The organism is Polaromonas sp. P4_F6, from assembly GCF_056401275.1.
Genome location: NZ_JBFUJQ010000001.1, coordinates 1 through 20378, shown reverse-complemented (window position 1 = coordinate 20378; position 20378 = coordinate 1). Strand labels below are relative to the sequence as shown.

The 20378-nt window shown below is 62.1% G+C and carries 17 protein-coding genes; 8 read left to right on the top strand and 9 right to left on the bottom strand.

Features of this window, described 5'->3' with window-relative positions; all coding sequences use genetic code 11:
• Positions 1–84 precede the first annotated feature (84 nt).
• Positions 85–840 carry a hypothetical protein gene (locus AC1DUN_RS00085; RefSeq protein WP_477712186.1) on the bottom strand — a complete coding sequence of 252 codons (756 nt, stop codon included), beginning with the start codon at positions 838–840 and terminating at the stop codon, positions 85–87.
• A 394-nt stretch (positions 841–1234) separates the two neighbouring features.
• Positions 1235–1948 carry a hypothetical protein gene (locus AC1DUN_RS00080; RefSeq protein WP_477712185.1) on the bottom strand — a complete coding sequence of 238 codons (714 nt, stop codon included), beginning with the start codon at positions 1946–1948 and terminating at the stop codon, positions 1235–1237.
• A 350-nt stretch (positions 1949–2298) separates the two neighbouring features.
• On the opposite strand from AC1DUN_RS00080, the gene urtA reads away from it, so the two are divergent.
• From urtA to AC1DUN_RS00045, 7 genes are all read left to right on the top strand, one after another.
• Entirely contained in the window at positions 2299–3561 is a 1263-nt protein-coding gene (gene urtA / locus AC1DUN_RS00075; RefSeq protein WP_477664321.1) for an urea ABC transporter substrate-binding protein, read from the top strand.
• A gap of 235 nt (positions 3562–3796) precedes the next feature.
• Positions 3797–5374 (top strand): urea ABC transporter permease subunit UrtB, encoded by a 1578-nt coding sequence (gene urtB / locus AC1DUN_RS00070; RefSeq protein ID WP_477712184.1) that lies wholly within the window; start codon positions 3797–3799, stop codon positions 5372–5374.
• Between the two features lie 14 nt (positions 5375–5388).
• Positions 5389–6516: an urea ABC transporter permease subunit UrtC gene (gene urtC / locus AC1DUN_RS00065; RefSeq protein WP_477712183.1), complete on the top strand. Its 1128-nt coding sequence runs from the start codon at positions 5389–5391 to the stop codon at positions 6514–6516.
• Positions 6513–7397 (top strand): urea ABC transporter ATP-binding protein UrtD, encoded by an 885-nt coding sequence (urtD, locus tag AC1DUN_RS00060; RefSeq protein WP_477712182.1) that lies wholly within the window; start codon positions 6513–6515, stop codon positions 7395–7397. The genes urtC and urtD overlap by 4 nt, the downstream gene beginning before the upstream one ends.
• Positions 7398–8015: 618 nt before the next feature.
• Positions 8016–8708 (top strand): urea ABC transporter ATP-binding subunit UrtE, encoded by a 693-nt coding sequence (urtE, locus tag AC1DUN_RS00055; RefSeq protein WP_477712181.1) that lies wholly within the window; start codon positions 8016–8018, stop codon positions 8706–8708.
• 286 nt (positions 8709–8994) lie between these two features.
• The gene (locus AC1DUN_RS00050) at positions 8995–9840 is read left to right on the top strand and encodes a DUF817 domain-containing protein (protein WP_477713107.1); all 846 of its coding nucleotides are present in this window, start codon (positions 8995–8997) and stop codon (positions 9838–9840) included.
• Positions 9841–9864: 24 nt separating this feature from the next.
• A complete protein-coding gene (locus tag AC1DUN_RS00045; RefSeq protein ID WP_477712180.1) occupies positions 9865–10281 on the top strand; it encodes a ribosomal maturation YjgA family protein in 417 nt (138 codons plus the stop codon).
• A gap of 12 nt (positions 10282–10293) precedes the next feature.
• Here the strand turns inward: AC1DUN_RS00045 and AC1DUN_RS00040 are convergent, their stop codons facing one another.
• From AC1DUN_RS00040 to AC1DUN_RS00030, 3 genes are read right to left on the bottom strand one after another with little or no spacing between them, the layout of a single operon-like run.
• Positions 10294–12903, bottom strand: a complete 2610-nt coding sequence (locus tag AC1DUN_RS00040; RefSeq protein WP_477712179.1) for a hypothetical protein — start codon at positions 12901–12903, stop codon at positions 10294–10296.
• 17 nt (positions 12904–12920) lie between these two features.
• Entirely contained in the window at positions 12921–14339 is a 1419-nt protein-coding gene (locus tag AC1DUN_RS00035; protein WP_477712178.1) for a hypothetical protein, read from the bottom strand.
• On the bottom strand, positions 14336–15757 hold the full coding sequence (locus AC1DUN_RS00030) for a hypothetical protein (protein ID WP_477712177.1): 1422 nt from the start codon (positions 15755–15757) through the stop codon (positions 14336–14338). The genes AC1DUN_RS00035 and AC1DUN_RS00030 overlap by 4 nt, the downstream gene beginning before the upstream one ends.
• A gap of 434 nt (positions 15758–16191) precedes the next feature.
• On the opposite strand from AC1DUN_RS00030, the gene alaC reads away from it, so the two are divergent.
• Positions 16192–17400 (top strand): alanine transaminase, encoded by a 1209-nt coding sequence (gene alaC, locus AC1DUN_RS00025; protein WP_477712176.1) that lies wholly within the window; start codon positions 16192–16194, stop codon positions 17398–17400.
• Here alaC and AC1DUN_RS00020 read toward each other — a convergent pair.
• The 4 genes from AC1DUN_RS00020 to AC1DUN_RS00005 all read right to left on the bottom strand — a co-directional run bounded on the left by AC1DUN_RS00020 (position 17397) and on the right by AC1DUN_RS00005 (position 20047).
• Positions 17397–17738, bottom strand: coding sequence for a hypothetical protein (locus AC1DUN_RS00020; RefSeq protein WP_477712175.1), 342 nt, complete (start codon positions 17736–17738; stop codon positions 17397–17399). The genes alaC and AC1DUN_RS00020 overlap by 4 nt on opposite strands.
• 139 nt (positions 17739–17877) lie before the next feature.
• Positions 17878–18366, bottom strand: a complete 489-nt coding sequence (locus tag AC1DUN_RS00015) for a hypothetical protein (protein WP_477712174.1) — start codon at positions 18364–18366, stop codon at positions 17878–17880.
• A 220-nt stretch (positions 18367–18586) separates the two neighbouring features.
• Positions 18587–19066, bottom strand: a complete 480-nt coding sequence (locus AC1DUN_RS00010) for a VOC family protein (protein WP_477664330.1) — start codon at positions 19064–19066, stop codon at positions 18587–18589.
• Between the two features lie 150 nt (positions 19067–19216).
• Positions 19217–20047, bottom strand: a complete 831-nt coding sequence (locus AC1DUN_RS00005; RefSeq protein ID WP_477712173.1) for an urease accessory protein UreD — start codon at positions 20045–20047, stop codon at positions 19217–19219.
• Positions 20048–20378: the final 331 nt, after the last annotated feature.

The window sequence follows — 20378 nt, the reverse complement described above, 5'->3', positions numbered from 1 at the left end:
GTTCGTGGAAACCATGATCGACCGTGCGCGTTGCTCCTCTGAGGTGAGAGTGCCGAATCTTGTCACCAAGATGGTGTACACGCGTCACTCTCCAAATACCTTGTAGTGCTGTCGAATAGGCTGAGGAATTTTTACCATGCACTCCATCGCGGCCAATATTTTTTCCAACTTGACATCATCTCTATCATCGCGCCATTTTGGATTCATCGCGTCGTACAAAACCAGTTCAGTCCTATTGGTATTGCCTTGAAAATCAAGATGGGAAACTATGAAGACACACTTACTTAGCACGGGGTGTTGTTTGAAATCGGCGGCCAACTCTGAAAATGTATTTGGATTTGGCTGCTGAAAATCCATTTGATAAAAAAACTGTTTGCTTGTGTTCTCCGGGATTAATAAATCATTTCTAGATTGTTCTGTTGCGGTTAGCAGCAGAGCATGAGTTTTTGAACCATCATTCAACGAGATTACGAGCCCGGCCTTTGACGCGATAACACCAGGACGGGCGCCCTTGTTGGACGCGATGATAGGTACGGTCACATCTGGGCGGTCAAGATAGATGATCGAAACCTTTGAGTTGTCTGGGGTGAGCGCGCTCTTGATCATCGGCACTCCCATGGAAACAACGGATACCAAGGCTACAAGTAAAGCAAGCGCGGTGTTCGTAGGTGAAAGGAGAACTCGCCAATCTTGGTAACTACCACAATGGTGGCATTTGATTGCCAGGGCCGATATCCGCTCCCGACACACTTTGCATTCTTCCTGAGCGACTTTGCCATACGATTTTGTGCGACTAGCAGGGATGATCAACTGCCGACGGGGAGGGGAGGTGCGACGCATAGCCTACTCGCTAACGTGCCGTAAATCGGAGAACATTTTGGATATTCTGGGAAGAGCTAAATACTCTGATCATTACTTCCTCTTTTAGATTGACAGCATTAATCTGGCTTTCAAGTACTGAAAGCCACTCTTTTGTTTCCCGATAGCATTCTCAGATTCACCCTCAAGCAACGGCTCCTGAGATAGCTCGCTGAATAGGGAAAGTCCGCTGCCGATTGCAGCTCAGGTTGGCTTTCCCCATCTACGCCACTCGGCGTATTCCCCAATACTGCTCCGATCCCCGGAATCCACTCCTCTCTGTGTGTAGCCGGATCGACAGTCACTTGCAAGCTGAGTGTTCGAAACTAGAGCGCCGCAGGCGCTCCGTCCAACGTTAAGTCGCTTGACTGAGCTCTCATTTTTTCCCTCGCTGGCGCAGGAACTCCTCAACGCGCTCCCTAGCTGCCTTGCCAGCGCCTTCCTCTTTCTTCTTGCCGGATTCCCAGTCCGGGGTGAGCATAGTCTCCATCACGTTGAGCAACTCACCCATCACCTCCAGTTCCTTGTTGGGTGCAACGCGATATTCGGCGGCGCGAGCCTGAACTGCAAGGCAGTTGGAGGTTTTCTTTCCCAAATCGCCTATCTCGGAACGGAGGAGAAAATCTGAAACCTCAAGTACATCGGTACGCGGTCCCCGAATCTCGAGAAAACGACCAGCGAGCCGCTCGAATCTCATGGGGATGAAATCGCAGGGCAGGCCTTGACGATTTCCGACTTCCATCTTGAGCGACTCGAAGCTCTGTCGGAGAAAGTCATCGATGGACCACCGTGCCACGCTTTTTGCTTCGAGAACACTTTCGCAGAACTTCCGGATACCGGGACTCTCCGCTGGTTGCAGGGTGACGCTGGCCATATTCTGGTCCGCGATCCGGTTTGCCATTTCGTCGATGTCTTTTCCGCGCGATGCGGCAAGCGCCCGGCCTGTTTCTCTTCCGCGTTCGATCTCGGGCCGCAGGCGTTGGTGAAATTCCTGCCGGGCCGCCTGTAGTGCTTGCCGAAGTTCCGGCAGCTTCTGCGCGCAGGTATCCGCCGCTTTGGCGAGGTAGGTGTCCGCGATGAAAATGTGCATCTCAGCTTCCGCCACGACGTCAGCCGCCCGCGCAGTGCAGCAGCTGAACGCGAGGACCAGGCATGGCAGTAGATAGGAGCGGAAGCGCATGGCTGAGTGAATAGTAGTGTGTGGAGGGGTAGCTGGCACTCGGAAATTTCGGCGAAAAAGAGGTGAAAAATGCCGGCTCTCGGGCCGAAGCCCCACAGCATACCGGTCACCCCACATACGCCACCCGGCGTATTCCCCAATCCCCCTCCGGTCCCCAGAATCCACTCATCGTTGCGCTAAAGCCTTGTTTTTCCTGGCTTTTGCACAGCGAAACGCGATTTACCTACCCCCATACCTATCTATTTACCGGAGAGGATCACATGCAAGAACGTCGATTTACCCTCAAGGCGATGACCGCCGCCGTCGCACTGGCCGCCCTGGGCGCCGTGCCCGCTTTTGCCCAGGACACGATCAAGGTCGGCGTGCTGCACAGCCTGTCGGGCACCATGGCGATTTCTGAAACCACGCTGAAAGACACGGTGCTGATGGCGATTGAAGAAATCAATGCCAAGGGCGGCGTGATGGGCAAGAAGCTCGAGCCCGTGGTGGTGGACCCGGCCTCGAACTGGCCCCTGTTTGCTGAAAAAACCAAACAACTGCTGGGCCAGGACAAAGTGGCCGTGATTTTCGGCTGCTGGACCTCTGTGTCGCGCAAGTCGGTGCTGCCGGTTGTCGAAGAAATGAACGGCCTGCTGTTCTACCCCGTGCAGTACGAAGGTGAAGAGCTGTCCAAGAACGTGTTCTACACGGGCGCGGCGCCCAACCAGCAGGCGATTCCCGCGGTTGACTACCTCATGAGCAAGGCCGGCGGCGGCGCCAAGCGCTGGGTGCTGCTGGGTACCGACTACGTGTATCCCCGCACGACCAACAAGATCCTGCGCGCTTATTTGAAGAGCAAGGGCGTGGCCGACAAGGACATCGACGAGAAATACACCCCCTTCGGCCACAGCGATTACCAGACCATCGTGGCTGACGTGAAGAAATTCTCGCAAGGCGGCAAGACGGCCGTGGTGTCCACCATCAACGGCGACTCGAATGTGCCTTTCTACAAAGAGCTGGGCAATGCCGGCCTCAAGGCCAAGGACGTGCCCGTGGTGGCCTTCTCGGTCGGTGAAGAAGAGCTGCGCGGCGTGGACACCAAGCCCCTGGTCGGCCACCTGGCCGCCTGGAACTACTTCCAGTCCATCAAGAGCCCGGCCAATACCGAGTTCATCAAGAAGTGGTCTGCCTACGCCAAGGCCAAGAAGCTCCCCGGCTCCGACAAGCCTTTGACGAATGACCCGATGGAAGCCACCTACATCGGCATCAATATGTGGAAGCAGGCTGTTGAAAAGGCCAAGTCCACCGACACCGACAAGGTGATCGCCGCCATGGCCGGCCAGACCTTTAATGCACCTTCCGGCATCGTGAGCAAGATGGACGAGAAGAACCACCACCTGCACAAGTCGGTGTTTATCGGCGAGATCAAGGCTGATGGCCAGTTCAATGTGGTGTGGAAGACGCCTGGTCCTGTGAAGGCCAAGCCATGGAGCCCCTACATCGAGGGTAATGCATCGAAGCCCGACGAGCCTGTCAAGAAGTAAGAAGCTACTGCGCGAGCCAATCTGGGCTCTGCGGTGCTCACCGTACGGGTGTACGGTTCCGCGCCGCAGAACCCACCTTGGCCCGCTCGCTACGCTTCTTCCAATCTTGACACCCTTGGGTGTCATCGGCCCGGTTCTTGCTCGTGAGTAGCAGGAGCCGGTGCCCACAAGGAAGTTGCAGTCTGGGCGCCCCACCGATAAGCTGGTGCGCGCCCAACCTACAGGTTCTTTCCACATGCTGCTACGCCACCTTTTTGCCCTCTCCCTCACGCTCCTTTTAGCAGCCCACGCCCATGCCTTGACCGCTGAGGAGGTCAAGGGCATGGCCATTGGCGAGACGGAGGCGCGGGTGGAGGCCTTGGCCAAGGCCGCGGCTGTGGCGGACGACAAGACGGCGGCCTTTATCCAGGCGCTGTCGGATGACGCGGTGAAGACCAAGGGCGACAAGGTGTTTGTCGTGAAGGACGACAAGGCTTATGACCCGGTCACGGGCGCCGAGACAGCGCTGCCGGCCGATGCCGAGGATGTGATCAATCCCAATTTGATGCGCAGCGAGATTGACAATGCGCTGGCGGCGCTCAAGCTGTTCTCCAAGGATGAGAAACAGCGGCGCGACGCGATCAAGACTCTGGGCGGGGACAACGACGAAGCCCGCCTGCCGCTGATTGAAAAAGCCTATGCGGCAGAGACCGTGCCTGAGCTGAAAAATCAGCTGGAGCTGATGCGCTCGGCCATCCTGCTGGGCAGCAGCGACAAGGCCAAGCGCCTGGCCGCGGCCGCGCAGCTGGCCGGCAGCAAAAACCCCAACACCAAGACGGTGCTGATAGAGCGCCTGGGCACGGAAGCCGATGCCGACGTCAAGGTGGCGCTGCAGGCGGCGCTGGCCAAGGTGGAGGCATCGCTCGAATGGGGCAACAAGCTGGGCGCGATTTTCAGCGGCATCAGCCTGGGCAGCATCTTGCTGCTGGTGGCGCTGGGCCTGGCCATCACTTACGGCCTGATGGGCGTGATCAACATGGCCCATGGCGAGCTCATGATGATTGGCGCTTATGCCACCTATGTGGTGCAGGGCGTGTTCCAGAAGTACTTGCCGGGCCTGTTTGACTGGTATTTGTTGGCGGCCGTGCCTGTGGCCTTTATGGCCTCGGCACTGATGGGCGCGGCGCTGGAGCGCGGGGTGATCCGCTTTCTCTACGGTCGGCCGCTGGAGACCTTGCTGGCCACCTGGGGCATCAGCCTGATGCTGCAGCAGCTGGTGCGCTCGATTTTCGGTGCGCAAAACGTCGGTGTGGAAAACCCGGTATGGATGAGCGGCGGCGTGCAGGTGCTGGGCAATCTTTCGCTGCCCTACAACCGGCTCATCATCATTGTGTTTGCCGTTGCGGTGCTGCTGGGCGTGGCCTGGCTGATCAGCCGCACCCGCCTGGGCCTGTTTGTGCGCGGCGTCACGCAGAACCGGCCCATCGCCTCGTGCATGGGCGTGAACACCGCGCGTGTCGATACCTACGCCTTCGCGCTGGGCTCCGGCATCGCGGGCCTGGCCGGCTGCGCGCTGAGCCAGGTGGGCAATGTGGGCCCCGACCTGGGCCAGGGTTATATCGTCGACTCCTTTATGGTGGTGGTGCTGGGCGGCGTGGGCCAGCTGGCCGGCACCGTGTATGCCGCGCTGGGCCTGGGCATCCTGAACAAATTCCTCGAAGGCTGGACGGGCGCCGTACTGGCCAAGATCGCCGTGCTGGTCTTTATCATCATCTTCATCCAGAAGCGGCCGCAGGGCATCTTCGCGATGAAGGGCCGCAGCGCGGAAGCCTGATCATGAGCACCCCCATGGCAACCCCCAACACCGCGGCCTCCCGCGTGCAACTTCCCGCCAAAGGCCCGCTGCTGACGCGCGGCGGCTGGAGCGCCTTCATGATGGCGCTGATCGCCGTCTGCGCCCTCGCGCCCGTGCTGAACCTCTGGGTGCCCGAGGGCAGCATGTTCCATATGAGCACCTATGCGGTGGCGCTGCTGGGCAAGATCATGTGCTACGCCATCTGCGCACTGGCCATGGATTTGATCTGGGGCTACACCGGCATCCTGTCGCTGGGCCATGGCGTGTTCTTTGCGCTGGGCGGCTACACCATGGGCATGTATTTGATGCGCCAGATTGGCCGCGACGGCAATTACAAAAGCGACTTGCCGGACTTTATGGTCTTCCTGGACTGGAAGGCGCTGCCCTGGCACTGGACCCTGAGCGACAGCTTTGTGGCGACCTTGATTTTGATTGTGGCGGTGCCCGGGCTGGTGGCCTTTGTGTTTGGTTTTTTTGCGTTCCGCTCGCGCATCAAGGGCGTGTATTTCTCCATCATCACCCAGGCCATGACCTTTGCGGCCATGCTGCTGTTCTTCCGCAACGAGACGGGCTTTGGCGGCAACAACGGTTTTACCGACTTCAAGCGCATTTTGAACATCCCGCTGGCCACGCCTTCCATGCGCATGACGCTGTTTGTGCTGACGGGCCTGACCTTGCTGGGCTTCTTCCTGTTCGCCAAATGGCTGGTGGGCAGCAAATTCGGCCGGGTGCTGCAGGCGATTCGCGATGCGGAAACGCGGGTGATGTTCTCGGGCTACAACCCGCTGGGCTACAAACTCACGATCTGGGTGATCTCGGCCGTGATGTGCGGCGTGGCCGGCGCGCTCTATGTGCCGCAGGTCGGCATCATCAACCCGAGCGAGATGAGTCCGGCCAACTCGATTGAAATCGCCATCTGGGCGGCCGTGGGCGGCCGTGCCAGCCTGATTGGTCCGATAGTCGGTGCCTTTATCGTCAACGGCGCCAAGAGCTGGCTGACCGTGGCTTATCCCGAGTTCTGGCTCTACTTCCTGGGCCTGTTGTTTATCAGCGTGACGCTGTTCCTGCCCGATGGGGTGGTGGGCCTGGTGAAGAAGCTGCGCAAGGGAGGTGGGAAATGACACCCGACCTGCTTGAACAAGGCGCGCGCCGTGTGGAAGAGCGCCTGGCCGCGCTGAATGCCGGCAAAACGAACACCGAATCCGGCGGCCGCAGCGCCAGCGGCAGCCGCGTGGCCCACCCCACGGGTGAAGTCGACGTGACCCATGGCCGCATCCTCTACCTGGAGGATGTGAGCGTGAGTTTTGACGGCTTCAAGGCCATCAACAAGCTGAGCCTGGACATCGCGCCCGGCGAGCTGCGCTGCATCATAGGCCCCAACGGGGCCGGCAAGACCACCATGATGGACATCATCACCGGCAAGACCCGGCCTGATGAAGGCACGGTGTTTTTCGGCAGCACGATTGATCTGCTGCGCCACAAGGAAGCCGAGATCGCCCAGCTGGGCATAGGCCGCAAGTTCCAGAAGCCCACGGTGTTCGAGCAGCTCACCGTCTTTGAAAACCTGGAACTGGCCTTAAAGACCAACAAGGGCGTGAAGCACTCCATGTTCTTCAGGCTGGACTCCGCCCAGAGCGACCGCCTGGCCGAAATCCTGGTGACGATACACCTGGCCGACAGCGTGGGGCGCCTGGCCGGCAACCTGAGCCACGGGCAAAAGCAGTGGCTGGAAATCGGCATGCTGCTGATGCAGGACCCCAAGCTGCTGCTGCTGGACGAGCCGGTCGCCGGCATGACCGACGAGGAAACGGCGCGGACGGCGGAGCTGTTCCTCACGCTCAAGGGCCAGCACTCCCTGATGGTGGTGGAGCACGATATGAGTTTTATCAAGACGATTTCGGAGATCGTCACCGTTTTGTGTGATGGCTCGGTGCTGGCGCAGGGGACCTTGGACCAGGTGCAGGCGGATGAGAGGGTTATAGAGGTGTATCTTGGACGCTAGCCCGACGGCCGGCCGGGCTGAGCTTGTCGAAGCCGGTTCTTGCCCCGGCGGGCGCTTCCCTTTGCTGAGTTTTGTTGGCCGGGGGTTGCCCGGCGGCAACTCACTTTTCTTTTGCTTCGCCAAAAGAAAAGTAAGCAAAAGAAAAGGCGACCCTACTTGCTGCGTCCCTCCGCTTCGCTACGGGCAACCTGCGGTGCTCGGTCCAGCCGGGGTCTCGCTAAACTCGCTTCGCTCAAACAACGCGATCCCTGATCCGTCTGGCCCTGCGCTCCTCGGCGCATCCAGAAGGGGTGGGGAAGGAATACCAATACCTGAAGAAACAAGGACACGCCACGGCGTGTCCTTGTTGGTCTTTGTCTCCGATCCCGATTGCCCCGTCCTGGCTGGGCCGAGGAGCGCAGAGACAAGCGGATCAGGGCCGGCGTTGTCTGAGCGAAGCGAGTTTAGCCGGACCCCGCTTGGCTCGAGCACCGCAGGTTGCCCCGTAGCGAAGCGCAGGGGACCCAGACTGCGGGTCGCCTTTCTTTTGGGTACTTTTCTTTGGCGAAGCAAAGAAAAGTGCCTCGCCCGCCGGGGCGAGACCCGGCCAGCAGCTCTCAGCAGAGCAAGAGGACTCGCATGCTCACAGTAAAAAACATCAATCAATACTACGGCGGCTCCCACATCCTCAGAGATGTAAGCCTCGAATCCCAGCTCGGCAAGGTGACAGTACTCCTGGGCCGCAACGGCGTGGGCAAAACCACGCTGCTCAAATCGCTGATGGGCCTGGTGCCCATCAAGACCGGCACGATTGAATTCGACGGCAAGCAGATTCAAACCAGCACACCGTATGAACGGGCAAGAGCAGGCATAGGCTTTGTGCCGCAAGGCCGCGAGATCTTCGCGCGCCTGACGGTGGAAGAAAACCTGCGCATGGGCCTGGCCTACAAGAGCGCGGCGACGCCGATCCCGGCCGAGTTGTATGAGCTGTTCCCCGTGCTCAAGCAGATGCTGAACCGCCGCGGCGGCGACCTCTCGGGCGGGCAGCAGCAGCAGCTGGCGATTGCGCGTGCGCTGGCGGCCAAGCCCAGGCTCTTGATCCTGGACGAGCCGACCGAGGGCATACAGCCCAGCATCATCAAGGACATAGGCCGGGTGATACGCATGCTGGCCGACCGCGGCGACATGGCCATCCTGCTGGTCGAGCAGTACTACGACTTCGCGCAGGAACTGGCCGACGACTACCTGGTGATGGAGCGCGGCGAGTTCATTGCGCGCGGGCAGGGCAAGGATATGGAAGCCAACGGCGTGCGGCAGCTGGTGGCGATTTAGTTCGGTTCAGCTGGGCTTTTTTGTGCCTGCGGGTGCGGGGAAATTTATCCGCAGATTACGCAGATTTGCACAGATTAAAAACACAATATTTGTATTCGGGGTTTCAGTCATCCCGCTATGGAGTCACACGACTCTTCATAATTTTTGAAGATTTCTATCTGCGTAAATCTGCGTAATCTGCGGATATAAATGTCTTCCCCGCCGCGAACGTAGAATCTCAGCGCTAATCCGGGGCACAACAAGCCGGCTGGTGACAATCAATCAAGAAATAAAAAGGTAGATGCCGATGGCTTTGCTGGCCTTGGACAACTGGCTGATCCGGGAAAAATCGCATGAGGGCCTGTCGGGGTTTCGCCGCTTTCTGGTGGAGTTCGGCTGCTTTGGCTTGAAGGAGGCCAGGGCCTGCCTGTTTGCCGGGCTGTTCTTTGCGGCGGTGTTCCTGGTGCCGCGGGCCGGGGTGGCCGGTATTCCGCGCTATGACCTGCTGCTGGTGATCGCATTGCTCATTCAAGGCTGGATGGTGCTGGCCAAACTGGAAACGCTGGACGAGCTGAAAGCCATCTGCCTGTTTCATGGGGTGGGCTTTGCGCTGGAGGTCTTCAAGACCTCGGGATCCATCCAGTCCTGGAGCTACCCGGACTTTGCCTATACCAAGCTGTTCGGTGTGCCGCTGTTTTCGGGGTTTATGTATGCGGCGGTGGGCAGCTACATCATCCAGGCCTGGCGTTTGTTTGACCTGCGGATCCGGCATCACCCGCCGTACTGGATGGCGGTGGTGATGGCGGTGCTGGTTTACGCCAATTTTTTCACCCACCATTTCTGGGGCGACTACCGCTGGTACATCGCGGCCTGCCTGGCCGGTTTGTACGCCAGGTCTTCGGTGATCTTCCGGCCTTATGACCGGGACCGCAGCATGCCCTTGCTGCTGGGCTTTTTGCTGATCGGGTTTTTTATCTGGGTGGCGGAGAACATCAGCACCTTCTTCAGCCTCTGGCACTACCCCAACCAGCTGGGCGCCTGGTCTATTGTGCATGTGGGCAAATGGAGTTCCTGGTCGCTGCTGGTGGTGATGACTTTCACCATCGTGGCCAACCTCAAGCATGTGAAAGCGCGCATCCATGTGCCGGACTGAGGCGGGTGAGGCGAGGTTCCGTGCATGAAGCTGCGTTTTGACCGCGAGGCGGCGCTGTGGGCCGTCCTTATTTTCATCATTGAAGTGCTGATCGCGACCGTGTGGTCGCAGCACCGCTGGCTGCGCGGTTTTGTCGGCGACGTGCTGGCGGTGGTGTGGGTGTACTTTTTGTTAAAGACCGTGCTCAAGGCCAACACCTTAAGTCTTGCGCTGCTGGCGTTTGCCGTGGGCTGCGGGGTCGAGCTTGGCCAGTATGCGGCGGCCGTGAACGGCTGGCATGTCGAGAACCGGGTGCTGAGGATTGTGCTGGGTTCGGTGGCCGACTGGATGGATGTGCTGGCTTATGCCGGCGGGTTTTTGGGGGTGCTGGCGCTGGAATCGTTTCTTGCCCGGTTGCGGTTTCTCTTTACGCCCCCTCCCTTTGGGAGAGGGCAGGGGTGAGGGCCTTGCTGCTCAGCTCAGCACGATGGGCTCCTTGGGTTCGTTCGGTGCGGTCCCCAGCTTGACGCTGGAGTTCCTGGGCAAGGTCATCGCGCTGTCCAGCCACACCAGCGTGGTGCCGCTTCGGGAATCCCAGGACTCGCCGGGGATGCCGCCTTCGGGCGGTTGCGTCAAATCACGGATCTCCGCCGCGACCGAAACAAACAGCGCATCTCCAGGCAGGGGCATGGGCCGTCCCAGGAAGGGTTGCTGGTACAAAAGCCAGTGATGGACGGCGGCTTCCATGCCCGGCCGCGCAGGCAGCACCACGCGGCAGGCGCCGGCTTTCAGGAAGCGTTCGAACTCGGGATCCACGCCCTCCAGGGTAGCCAGTTCGTCCCAGTTCTGCCGCCCCGCCCAGTAGTAGGGGTAGAACACATAGGCCATGTTTCCCCATTCGAAGGCCTGCTCAAAAAACTGGACCGTCGGGGCATCCAGCCGGGCTTTGGCAAAGTCGGTTTCCCTCCAGGGGGCCACGCCGCCGGTGGTGGCTGCCGCCGCTTGCAGGCCGTCGCGGCCGTTGAAGGGGGACTCATCGAGCAGCCAGGCAATGACCTGCCGCTTGAGCTCGTCGCGGATGGTCTGCAGGTTTCTTGCGGGTGAGGACTCGCCGACCGGCAGCGCGCTGACGAGCGCGCGCCTTTCCTGGGCGTTTTGCCATGCCTGGTTCCAGTCGTTCCAGGCGCTGAACAGGGCGTCGTAGACGGCATGCTGCCAGGTCTCGAAAGCCTCCGTCGTTCTTTGGCATTTGACGGTGAAGGTCATCCCGAAGGAATGGCAGCCGGTGGCCTGGGCGGTCAGGCTCAATTTCTCAATCGCGGGAGGGGACAGGGCCACGGTGACGGCGGCCTGCGCGCTGTCGGTGATGTTCAGCATGGCTTCGCTGTACTTGGGCGGTACTTCGGAGGCGCCTCTCACCTGGACGCTTTGCCCGTCGACGAGTTGCGCGTAGCCGGCGTTGGAGCTGCCCACATACACGTTGGCCACGATCCCGTGGTAGCAGTCCACCGGCCCGCTGTCATAGTTGTTGGCCGCCACGCTTTGGCGCATCCATTTGCCGTGCAGGGGCGTTGCGAACCCCGAGTACTCCACCGCATGGGCCGCGTAGCCGGCCGGCACCGCCACCTCCGCCGAAATTGCAACGGTAGGCGGCGCCCACTGCGTTCCCGCCGCGTCGGGCAGCTCGGCCGCGACCGCGGTTTTTGCCAGCACTACCGAGACCTCGGCATCGGGCAGCACGGGCAGGTTGGAGGCCCGGTAGGTGGAGGCCAGCGCCAGCACGCCCTCGGGGGTCAGCGCTTCCCTGGTGACGGTCCAGGCGGGCGGCGCCTTGGCTTCACTGGCCCGGACTTTGGCCGCCGTCCGCCACCTGACGTACTCGGCCGGCTCGGGCAGCTCGAATTCCAGCTGCAGGCGGTCGGGGTAGGTGAACACCTGGTAGCGGTCCACCCGGTCCACCCATCGGTAGATGCCGCTGCGGTTGGCGTCGTCGGAGCTGAAGGCGTGGCGTTGCGAGGTTTCCTTGCGGGTGAGTTCGCGCCGCTGGCGGGATTCCTTGGTCTGCGACTCTATCGCGGCGACGGCCTTGGAGACGGCCTTGCGCGCGATCCGCGACGCGACGCGGTCGGACCGTCCCAGCTGCACGCTGGCCTCCCCGCCCGCGTTGACCGAGTAGCGGCTTCCCGGCATGTTCTGCTCATAGTCGGTTTGCACATGGCCCCTGACGGCCAGGGACAACTGGGTCTGCAGGTCGCGGCTCATGTCGGACTCGTTCTGGCTCTCATCCTGCTTTTGCTGGCTGCTGGAGGTCGCCGTTTCGGACAGGGAGATGTTTTCGGTTTCCGAAAGGTTTTTCTCGTTCTCCTGGTAGGTCTCTCCGGCCATGACGTTGCGGATCATGGCGATCTCGCCGGGCAGGTAGCCTCGCCATTCGCTCCTGACCACATGCATGTCGGCGACGGAGGCTTCCCGGATCAGCTTGATGCGGGCTTCGGGAAAGGCGTGCGCCAGCGATGCCGGCAAGGTCACAAAGCGGCGGTTCAGTTTGGCGTGGACCTGGCCGGGTTTGAGCGCCGACAGCGCTTGCGGGTCTTGCTGGATCAGGGAGACCACCAGGGCATAACGCGCCGCCCAGGCCAGCTGGGCGTGCTTCTTGGGCGTTTCGAAGAGCCAGGCCACGGTCCATCCCGCCAGGTCCTGGGCATAGGTCGCGAGGGCCTCGTTCCAGCCCGGGTTGGTGTAGTGGTCCAGGTAATCGGCGGCCGCAAGGCGCACCTGCTCCGCGAGGTCCGCGCCGCTGACCAGGTCCTCGTTCTGGGCAAGCCATATCTCGATGCCGTGCACCAGCGCGATCAAAGACTGCGGCCCGGTGTCCGGGTTCGCCACCCTTTCCACCGAGTGGTTGGAATCCTCCTTGAAAGCCGTCAGCGCTTCGGCGATGGCGGCATCCCCGGGCAGGGCGCCCTGGCCCAGGAACTGGGCCACCGTTCGAACCAGCGGCGACATCAGCAACAGGTTCTCCTCCGCGGTGGGTTCGACGCGGCGCAGCGGGCGGGTGAGCGTGAAATCGGCGAGATCCATCATGATTTTTCTCCTTCTGGTTAAAGTGCATCGGCGGCCGCGCGCATCAAGGCATGCGCCAGCAGGTTGAACTCTTCAAGCGTCATGGGCATGGCCTGTTGGCGCAGGGTGACCCGCGATTCGATGGCCTTTTTCAAGGCGCTGTCGGGAAAGTCGCTTTCCGCGGCATTGAGCACCCAGCGATGGGCCTTTTCGCCGGGCAATGAAGGCAGCAGGCGAAACAGTGTGTGGCTCCCGTCCTTGCTCTCAATTTCCAGGAGGCTGCTTCCGGTTTCGCGGACCATATCGGCCAAGGTCTGCTCCAGCGAGGTGTTGACGCTTTCCACCTTGATCTGCACGCCCAGGAAGAGCTTGGACAGGGGCGCGGAGGGGCTTGTCGTGGCCGGCAGGCTTTCGTTGACCAGCAGGATCGCCTGGTCCAGGTATTCCTTGCCGCCCAGCCGCATGTTTCCGTAGACCTTGCGTGCCTTCCATCCGGGGCCCAGCGCCCTGGCGGCTTCGTTGGCGAGGTCCTCGTAGGCATCCATGTGGAGGATCCAGTCGTCCCAGTGCTGCGCGAACATCTCGCCCAGGACCTTGCCCTTGAGGCTGCTGTGGATAGGGCTTTTTTTGGCGGCTTCCATGGCTTTGAACAGGTTCATCTGGGTCTCGGGATCTCGCGTCTTCTCGTACGCTTGCGCCAGGCGCTCAAATTCGCGTATTTCCGCCTTGATGGCCTCGGGGGAGGGGGCGCCTTTGGCGTTGCCGGCCAGAAAGTCCCAGACGCGCGTCCATTCGGCTTGCCTCGAAGCGTCGATCTGGCTGGAAAACTTCTTGTAGGCGGTCAGCAGCATGTGGTCGGTGCCCGACAGCGCCGTCCCCGAGGTTTCCAGCTTTCGCATGTGCCTCATGAAGGCCTTCTGCACCCGCGCGGCTTCTTTACGGGCCATGGCAAGACCCATCTCCTTCTGGATGTCCGCAAAAGCCTGGACTGCCCGCTTTTCGAGGCTGTCATAGCTCCCGCGGGCGAGGCGGGGCGCGGCCCGGCTGCCCTGGGCCCTGGCCAGGGCCTGGGCCTCCTCATCCATCACCGTGCCGAGGGACACCAGGTACTGGCCCAGTTCCCGGCGCAGGGCCAGCCGGTCCGCCGCGGTGACGCCGACGGCCGCATCCAGCATCTCCGTGACCCGCACAAGCTGGGCGGTGAGGGTGAAATGGGAGACCTGGTCCAGGCGTTTCCAGTGGCATTTGGCCGCGCTGGAAAGCCTGTGCCACGCGGCAGCGGCTTCCGCGCTGGATCTCACGAAGGCCATGAATGCCGGAAGCAGCGGGTCGCCGATTCGTGTGCTGCGGAAGTGCCCGCTCTTCAAGCCGGAGACGGTGCTCTCCAGCATCTCGATGGCCTGTCTCGTGGCGACCGGATTTTTGGCGGGAAGCAGGTTGATCCTGGGTCCGTTCATGGCGGCCCCCCGATCCTGGCGGTGCCGCGCAACTGGAGGATGAGAAACAAGGCCCCGACGACCGAGCCGATGTAGCTGCCCTGCTCGGCGGCGAAACTGTCGGCGGGATTCAGGCATGCGGCAAACGCCTGGTCTTTTTTTCCTTCTTCCACGGCCGACTCAATGACGCTTCCAAGGGCCGACGCCAGGCTGGCGGCCGCCAGCAGCGCGGCGGCGGGCGGCGTGCTTGCCGCGAGTGCCGCAAGGCTTTCCACGATGTCGATGCCGACGCTCAGCTTTGCAAACGGCCCCATCGCGCCCTTGAACGCGGCGAGCTTTTCCTGCGCCGCCATCCAGGCCATGTCGCCCTGGCCCAGGTGCAGCAGTTTCAGGGCGTCGTTGATCACGGGGGAATAGCGCCAGACCACTTCCGGCGTTTCGTTCAATTCCGTTTCCATCAGGCTCCCGGCCCGCTGGACCTCGTCCAGTGTTTCATCGATGACCGTGAAGAGCCTGGTGCCGTAGGCGACTTTGTCTTGCTTGTCCTTTGGCAGGGCGTTGCCCCAGGCATCGGCCACTTCGGACACCACCTCATGGTTCCACAGCCTGTACAGGATGGGGTGGCGCCTGCAGTGCCCGGCCAGCTTGCCGGCCAGGATTTCCTGGGTGCGTGCCCGGTCTTTTTCGACCAGTTCCGTCCGTTTTATGAAGGCCGCGTAGCTCGGGCCGTAATAGCCCGTGCCCGGTATGTGTTGTGCCGCGGTGAGGTTCAGCTCGTTGAAATACTCAAGCTCGCGCCTGAGTACGTCGATTTCCCACATGGCCTGCGCCAGGCTGCCGAGGTCTGCATTGACTTCGGGCGCATGGTTCGTGGCGCCTTGCGGCGTCACCCGGTACCGGACCCGCTCCTGCAGCAGTTGTTGGTGGATCTTCTCCAGCCGTGCTTTGACCACTTCCCCCGCCTTGGCCTGTATGCGTTCTTCGGCACGGGCGATAAAGCTGTCGAGTATTTTTTTGTGGCTTTTGTACGCCGTCAGCAGCGCATGGCGTTTGGGCGTGCTTTCCCCGCGATAAACCGGTTCACCCCTGAGCGGCGGCTTCAAGGGCGTGCGCGGCGCCACCGACGGGTCCCAGGTCGTGACGGGGGGATCCATGATCCCGTTGGCAAAGGCCTGGCGCCCGGCAGTGCCGTACAGGGCATACAGCGAATTGGAAAAACCCGCGACGCGGTCCTGCAGGGCAGCTTCCCGGGTATTAAAAAGCAATCGCAGCGCTGTTTCCTTGTCCTCCGGGTAGAAGACGATCTCCTGCGCCTCGGCCTCGCCCGGCTCAGCCGCGTCTTCGAGCAGCGGGGACTCGGATTGCCACAGAAACAAGTCCTCCGCCTTCATCGGGTGAAGGTCTTGCTTTTGCGGCGTCAACAAAGTCAGCTCGATCATCAAGTTCCCGTGTCGGCTTGTTCAAAGCGGTGGGCGGCGCTGTGCGGGCGCACGGCGGCGGTGGCAACTCTTCACTGGCGAAAGTCTGGGAGCGCGATCCTGAAAACCTTCCACTGCGCGGGTGGGCATGCATGGCGGCCGGTCTCTTGCAACAACACGGATGCGCGTGCGAAGCGCGCCGGGGCTTTGCGGGAAACGAGCGATGGCGAACTCTATCTGCCCCCCGCGAGTTTGGACAACCCGTGGACAGCCCGCCGTTTGGGGAATATTCACGGGTGGCCGGGGCGGATTTGCCCAGCTTCATTGCGCGTCAGCGATCCATCCGGCGCACAGCCTGTGACCAGAACTTACATGGGTTACGATTGCGCTGGGCCGGCCCCATTGCCGGCCACGTCGCTCGGACGGTTCCGGGCGCTTACGTGAAAGTCATTCCTATGTCCGCTTCCCCAGGCAAGCGCCGCTTTGCGCGCATTGACCGCCTTCCCCCCTACGTTTTCAACATCACGGCCGAGCTCAAACTCGCAGCGCGCAGGCGCGGTGAGGACATCATCGACATGAGCATGGGCAATCCCGACGGGGCCACGCCGGCGCACATCGTGGCCAAGCTGGTCGAGGTCGCGCAGCGGCCCGACACCCACGGCTACTCGGCCAGCAAGGGCATTCCGCGGCTGCGGCGCGCGATTGCCCACTGGTACCAGAGCCGTTACCAGGTGGCGATAGACCCGGACAGCGAGGCCATCGTGACCATAGGCTCCAAGGAAGGCCTGGCCCATTTGATGCTGGCCACGCTGGACCGCGGCGACACCGTGCTGGTGCCCGACCCGAGCTACCCCATCCATATCTACGGTGCGGTGATCGCCGGGGCCGACATACGCTCGGTGCCGCTGACGCCGGACACGGATTTTTTTGCCGAACTCGAAAAAGCCATACGCGGCAGCTATCCCAAGCCCAAGATGATGGTGCTGGGTTTCCCGTCGAACCCGACGGCGCAGTGCGTGGAGCTGGCATTTTTTGAAAAGGTCATCGCGCTGGCGCGCAAGCACGATATTTTTGTGGTGCACGACCTGGCTTATGCCGACATCGTGTTCGACGGCTGGAAGGCGCCGTCCATCATGCAGGTGCCGGGCGCCAAGGACATCGCGGTGGAGTTCTTCACGCTGTCCAAGAGCTACAACATGGCGGGCTGGCGCGTGGGCTTTATGGTCGGCAACCCCGACCTGGTGGCGGCGCTGGCACGCATCAAGAGCTACCACGACTACGGCACCTTCACGCCGCTACAAGTCGCGGCCATCGCGGCGCTCGAAGGCGACCAGCAGTGCGTGAAAGACATCGCCGCCCAGTACCAGGCCAGGCGCGACGTGCTCTACAAGGGCCTGACCGAGGCCGGCTGGCCGGTGGACTGCCCCAAGGCTTCGATGTACATCTGGGCGCGTATTCCCGAGGCCTATCGCAAGCTGGGCTCACTGGAGTTCGCCAAACAGCTGCTGGAAAAAGCCAAGGTGTGTGTGTCGCCCGGCATCGGCTTTGGTGACCATGGCGACGACTACGTGCGCTTTGCGCTGATCGAGAACGAGGCCCGCATACGCCAGGCGGTGCGCGGCATCAAGGCCATGTTCAAGGCCGACGGCGTGCTGAAAGGCTAGTGGCCGCCGGCCTGGTTGTTTTTCGCGATTTCGGTTTCGGCGGTGTGCAGCTTTTGCTCCACCTCGGCGCGCTCCGAAATCTCTTTCTGCAGCAGCTCGTTGACGTGGGCCAGTTCTTCGGCCGACTCCTGGATCTTGTGTTCCAGCTCCGCGGTCCTGACCAGGGCCGTGGCGACGTCGCCCGTCTTGACGGAGGCCGGGATCTCTTGTTCCAGGACGTTGTTGATCACGAAGAGTTCCTGGGCCGATTGTTCCACTGCGTCCTGGACCGCATCGTTTTTCTCGAGCGCGCGCGCCAGCTGGGGTTTTTCCGGGGAAGTGTGTGAGGAATCGGGCATGGAGGGCTTTCGTGGAGGGCGTCGGGGAAGGCGAAGTTGCCGCGTGTCATGAAAAAAGAAGTGGGCCGCAGAGCGGCCCACCTTTGCTTCTGCTTCATCCGGGGTTTTCATCAAACCGCGGCGGAGCGAGTGGCAACTGTTATTGCGGCGGCGTGGCGGCTGGCCCCGGGATCACCACAATGTTGTCGGACGAGGTCTGCGGCTGTACGCGTACATTGGTGGCGTCGGCCGGAACGACCACGGTTTCCACCTGGCGGATCGCGCCGCCGCCGGCGACGCTGCCTTCTGTCTTGCCGTAGCCCACGATGCGGGCCTGGCAGGCGATTAAATCTTCACCCTTGAAGATGTCGCAGCGCTTGAGGGCGTTGGCCTGGAAGTTGTTGCTGGCGTTGTCGACCTTGCCGGCGCGCTTGGCGGCGTTGGCGTTGCGCACTTCGGTCATGCAGGTTTCACGGTCCTGTTGCGTGCGCCCGGTGAGGCAGGCGTTCATCTCGCTGCGGGCGTCGCCGGAAGCATCGATGCCGGTGGTGCCGGAGGCGATTTGCGCCGAGGCGCCCAGCGACAGCAGGGCGGCAAGGCCAAAGGCCGCTGCGTTTTGGGCAAGGCGGAAATACGGGGATGCGGTCATGGTCAAAACTCCTTCTTCGAACTCGACGGATGTCGATGAAGGCAGTCTGGGCCGCCGCCGCGGCGCGGCGTGAAAGGAAAAGCTGCGGGCCGCCCGTGCGCTATGGCCGTTCCCATGTAGGACGGGTCTTTCATGGGCCCGGCAGGCCCGCCGGAACACTGGATTCACATACAGATGGTGACGTGCAGCGGGAGCGGCGTGCCGGCCATCGCAGCCGGCTTCAGCCCCGCCGTGCAGCCTCTATCGCGGCAACGTCGATTTTTTTCATGGTCATCATCGCGTCGAAGGCGCGCTTGGCCGCCGCGCGGTCCGGGCCGGAGACCGTCTCGAGCAGGACGCGCGGGGTGATCTGCCACGACAGGCCCCAGCGGTCCTTGCACCAGCCGCACTCGCTTTCCTGGCCGCCGTTGCCGACGACCGCGTTCCACAGGCGGTCGGTTTCGGCCTGGTCCTCGGTCGCGATCACAAAGGAGAAGGCTTCACTGTGCTTGAAAAGCGGGCCGCCGTTAAGCCCCATGCAGGGGATGCCGGCGACGGTGAACTCGACCGTCAGGATGTCGCCCTGCTTGCCGTCGGGGTAGTCGCCCGGCGCACGCATGATGGCGCCGACCTTGCTGTCGGGAAAGGTTTTGGCATAAAAGGTCGCGGCCTCCAGCGCGGCGCCGTCGTACCAGAGGCAGATGGTGTTCTTGGGGATCATGGCGTGTCTCCTGAAACGTGGGGGATGAAGCGGGGCGTGCAATGACAGGCCCCATGGTAGCCATTACCAGGTATTACCAGGCCCCGGCCTGCCGGAGGGGGCTGATGCGCTTGTAGGCGCGCGCCTATGCCGCCATGCGCGGCACGGCGCTTACATGGACCAGATGCGCGGCGTGGACGGCGCCAGCTGCCACAGCTCCTTGCGCCAGGCCTGCCAGACCTGCCTGAGCAAGGCCATGGCGGGTTCCACCACGGGCGAGAGCACGCGCAACACGACGACCTGCGCATCAGGACTGGTGGCGCCGGCGCTGGACGCCAGCGAGTGGGCCTGCAGGATGTCGCGCGCGCAGTCCAGCGCGAGTTCGCGGCGGGCGCGCTCCAGCTTGCTGCCCGCCACAAAAAATAAGGTAGCCATGCAGCGCCGGCCGGCCAGGCCCACGGGGCTGTCCATCAGCAGCTTGTCGCTCGCGTCCAGGCGCGCGCGCTCCAGCCAGACGCCGGGCACTTCGATGTGCTGGCGAAAGCTGCCGCCCTCAAAGGGCTGGCCGGCAGCCGGCAGGCCCAATGCGGTGACGTCCCAGCCCATCAGCTCGGCGCCGGGCGCCAGCGCCATCGTGAGGCGGTTCTCAGCCAGGCAGCCGCTGTAGCAGATGGCCTCCAGCGGCAGCCATTCCATGCGCGCGCCGGCCTCGAGCCTGAGTGCGGTGTTTTGCAGCGCGGGTTCGCCGGTGGAGCGGTAAAAGCGCGTGGCGCCCGGTGTGGTGATCAGGCCGTGCGCGCCGGCCGCGGCGCTAAAGGCCAGCTCCAGGGTGTCGCCGCCGACCAGCCCGCCGGGCGGGTGCACGATGACGTTGTGGCAGATGGTGTCGCCTTCGGGGTACAGGCTTTGCAGGATGCGCAGCGGCCCGCTGTGGCGGAAATGGGCAAGGGTTTTGCCGGCCTGGTGGGTGTAGTCGAGTGCGAGGGTCGCGGTCCAGGTCATGAGGGGGAGTTTAACTGGGGCTTCCCCCGTTTCCCCCTGCTGAAGAGCTTGGCCGGTCTTGCTCCGGCGGGCGCGTACTCTTCTGAGTGTTGCTGGCCGGGTCTCGCCCCGGCGGGCGAGGCACTTTTCTTTGCTTCGCCAAAGAAAAGTACCCAAAAGAAAGGCGACCCGCAGTCTGGGTCCCTTCGCTGCGCTACGGGCAACCTGCGCTGCTCGACTGCGGAGGGGGTCTGGCTAAACTCGCTACGCTGCGCTTCGCTCAGACAACGCCAGCCCTTATCCCTCCTCCGTCTGCGCTGCTCGGCCCAGCCAGGACGGGGCAATCGGGAGC

Coding starts and splice junctions, on each gene's coding strand:
- AC1DUN_RS00085 (WP_477712186.1), bottom strand. CDS start 840: ATGCGTCGCACCTCCCCTCCCCGTCGGCAGTTGATCATCCCTGCTAGT.
- AC1DUN_RS00080 (WP_477712185.1), bottom strand. CDS start 1,948: ATGCACATTTTCATCGCGGACACCTACCTCGCCAAAGCGGCGGATACC.
- urtA (WP_477664321.1), top strand. CDS start 2,299: ATGCAAGAACGTCGATTTACCCTCAAGGCGATGACCGCCGCCGTCGCA.
- urtB (WP_477712184.1), top strand. CDS start 3,797: ATGCTGCTACGCCACCTTTTTGCCCTCTCCCTCACGCTCCTTTTAGCA.
- urtC (WP_477712183.1), top strand. CDS start 5,389: ATGGCAACCCCCAACACCGCGGCCTCCCGCGTGCAACTTCCCGCCAAA.
- urtD (WP_477712182.1), top strand. CDS start 6,513: ATGACACCCGACCTGCTTGAACAAGGCGCGCGCCGTGTGGAAGAGCGC.
- urtE (WP_477712181.1), top strand. CDS start 8,016: ATGCTCACAGTAAAAAACATCAATCAATACTACGGCGGCTCCCACATC.
- AC1DUN_RS00050 (WP_477713107.1), top strand. CDS start 8,995: ATGGCTTTGCTGGCCTTGGACAACTGGCTGATCCGGGAAAAATCGCAT.
- AC1DUN_RS00045 (WP_477712180.1), top strand. CDS start 9,865: ATGAAGCTGCGTTTTGACCGCGAGGCGGCGCTGTGGGCCGTCCTTATT.
- AC1DUN_RS00040 (WP_477712179.1), bottom strand. CDS start 12,903: ATGATGGATCTCGCCGATTTCACGCTCACCCGCCCGCTGCGCCGCGTC.
- AC1DUN_RS00035 (WP_477712178.1), bottom strand. CDS start 14,339: ATGAACGGACCCAGGATCAACCTGCTTCCCGCCAAAAATCCGGTCGCC.
- AC1DUN_RS00030 (WP_477712177.1), bottom strand. CDS start 15,757: ATGATCGAGCTGACTTTGTTGACGCCGCAAAAGCAAGACCTTCACCCG.
- alaC (WP_477712176.1), top strand. CDS start 16,192: ATGTCCGCTTCCCCAGGCAAGCGCCGCTTTGCGCGCATTGACCGCCTT.
- AC1DUN_RS00020 (WP_477712175.1), bottom strand. CDS start 17,738: ATGCCCGATTCCTCACACACTTCCCCGGAAAAACCCCAGCTGGCGCGC.
- AC1DUN_RS00015 (WP_477712174.1), bottom strand. CDS start 18,366: ATGACCGCATCCCCGTATTTCCGCCTTGCCCAAAACGCAGCGGCCTTT.
- AC1DUN_RS00010 (WP_477664330.1), bottom strand. CDS start 19,066: ATGATCCCCAAGAACACCATCTGCCTCTGGTACGACGGCGCCGCGCTG.
- AC1DUN_RS00005 (WP_477712173.1), bottom strand. CDS start 20,047: ATGACCTGGACCGCGACCCTCGCACTCGACTACACCCACCAGGCCGGC.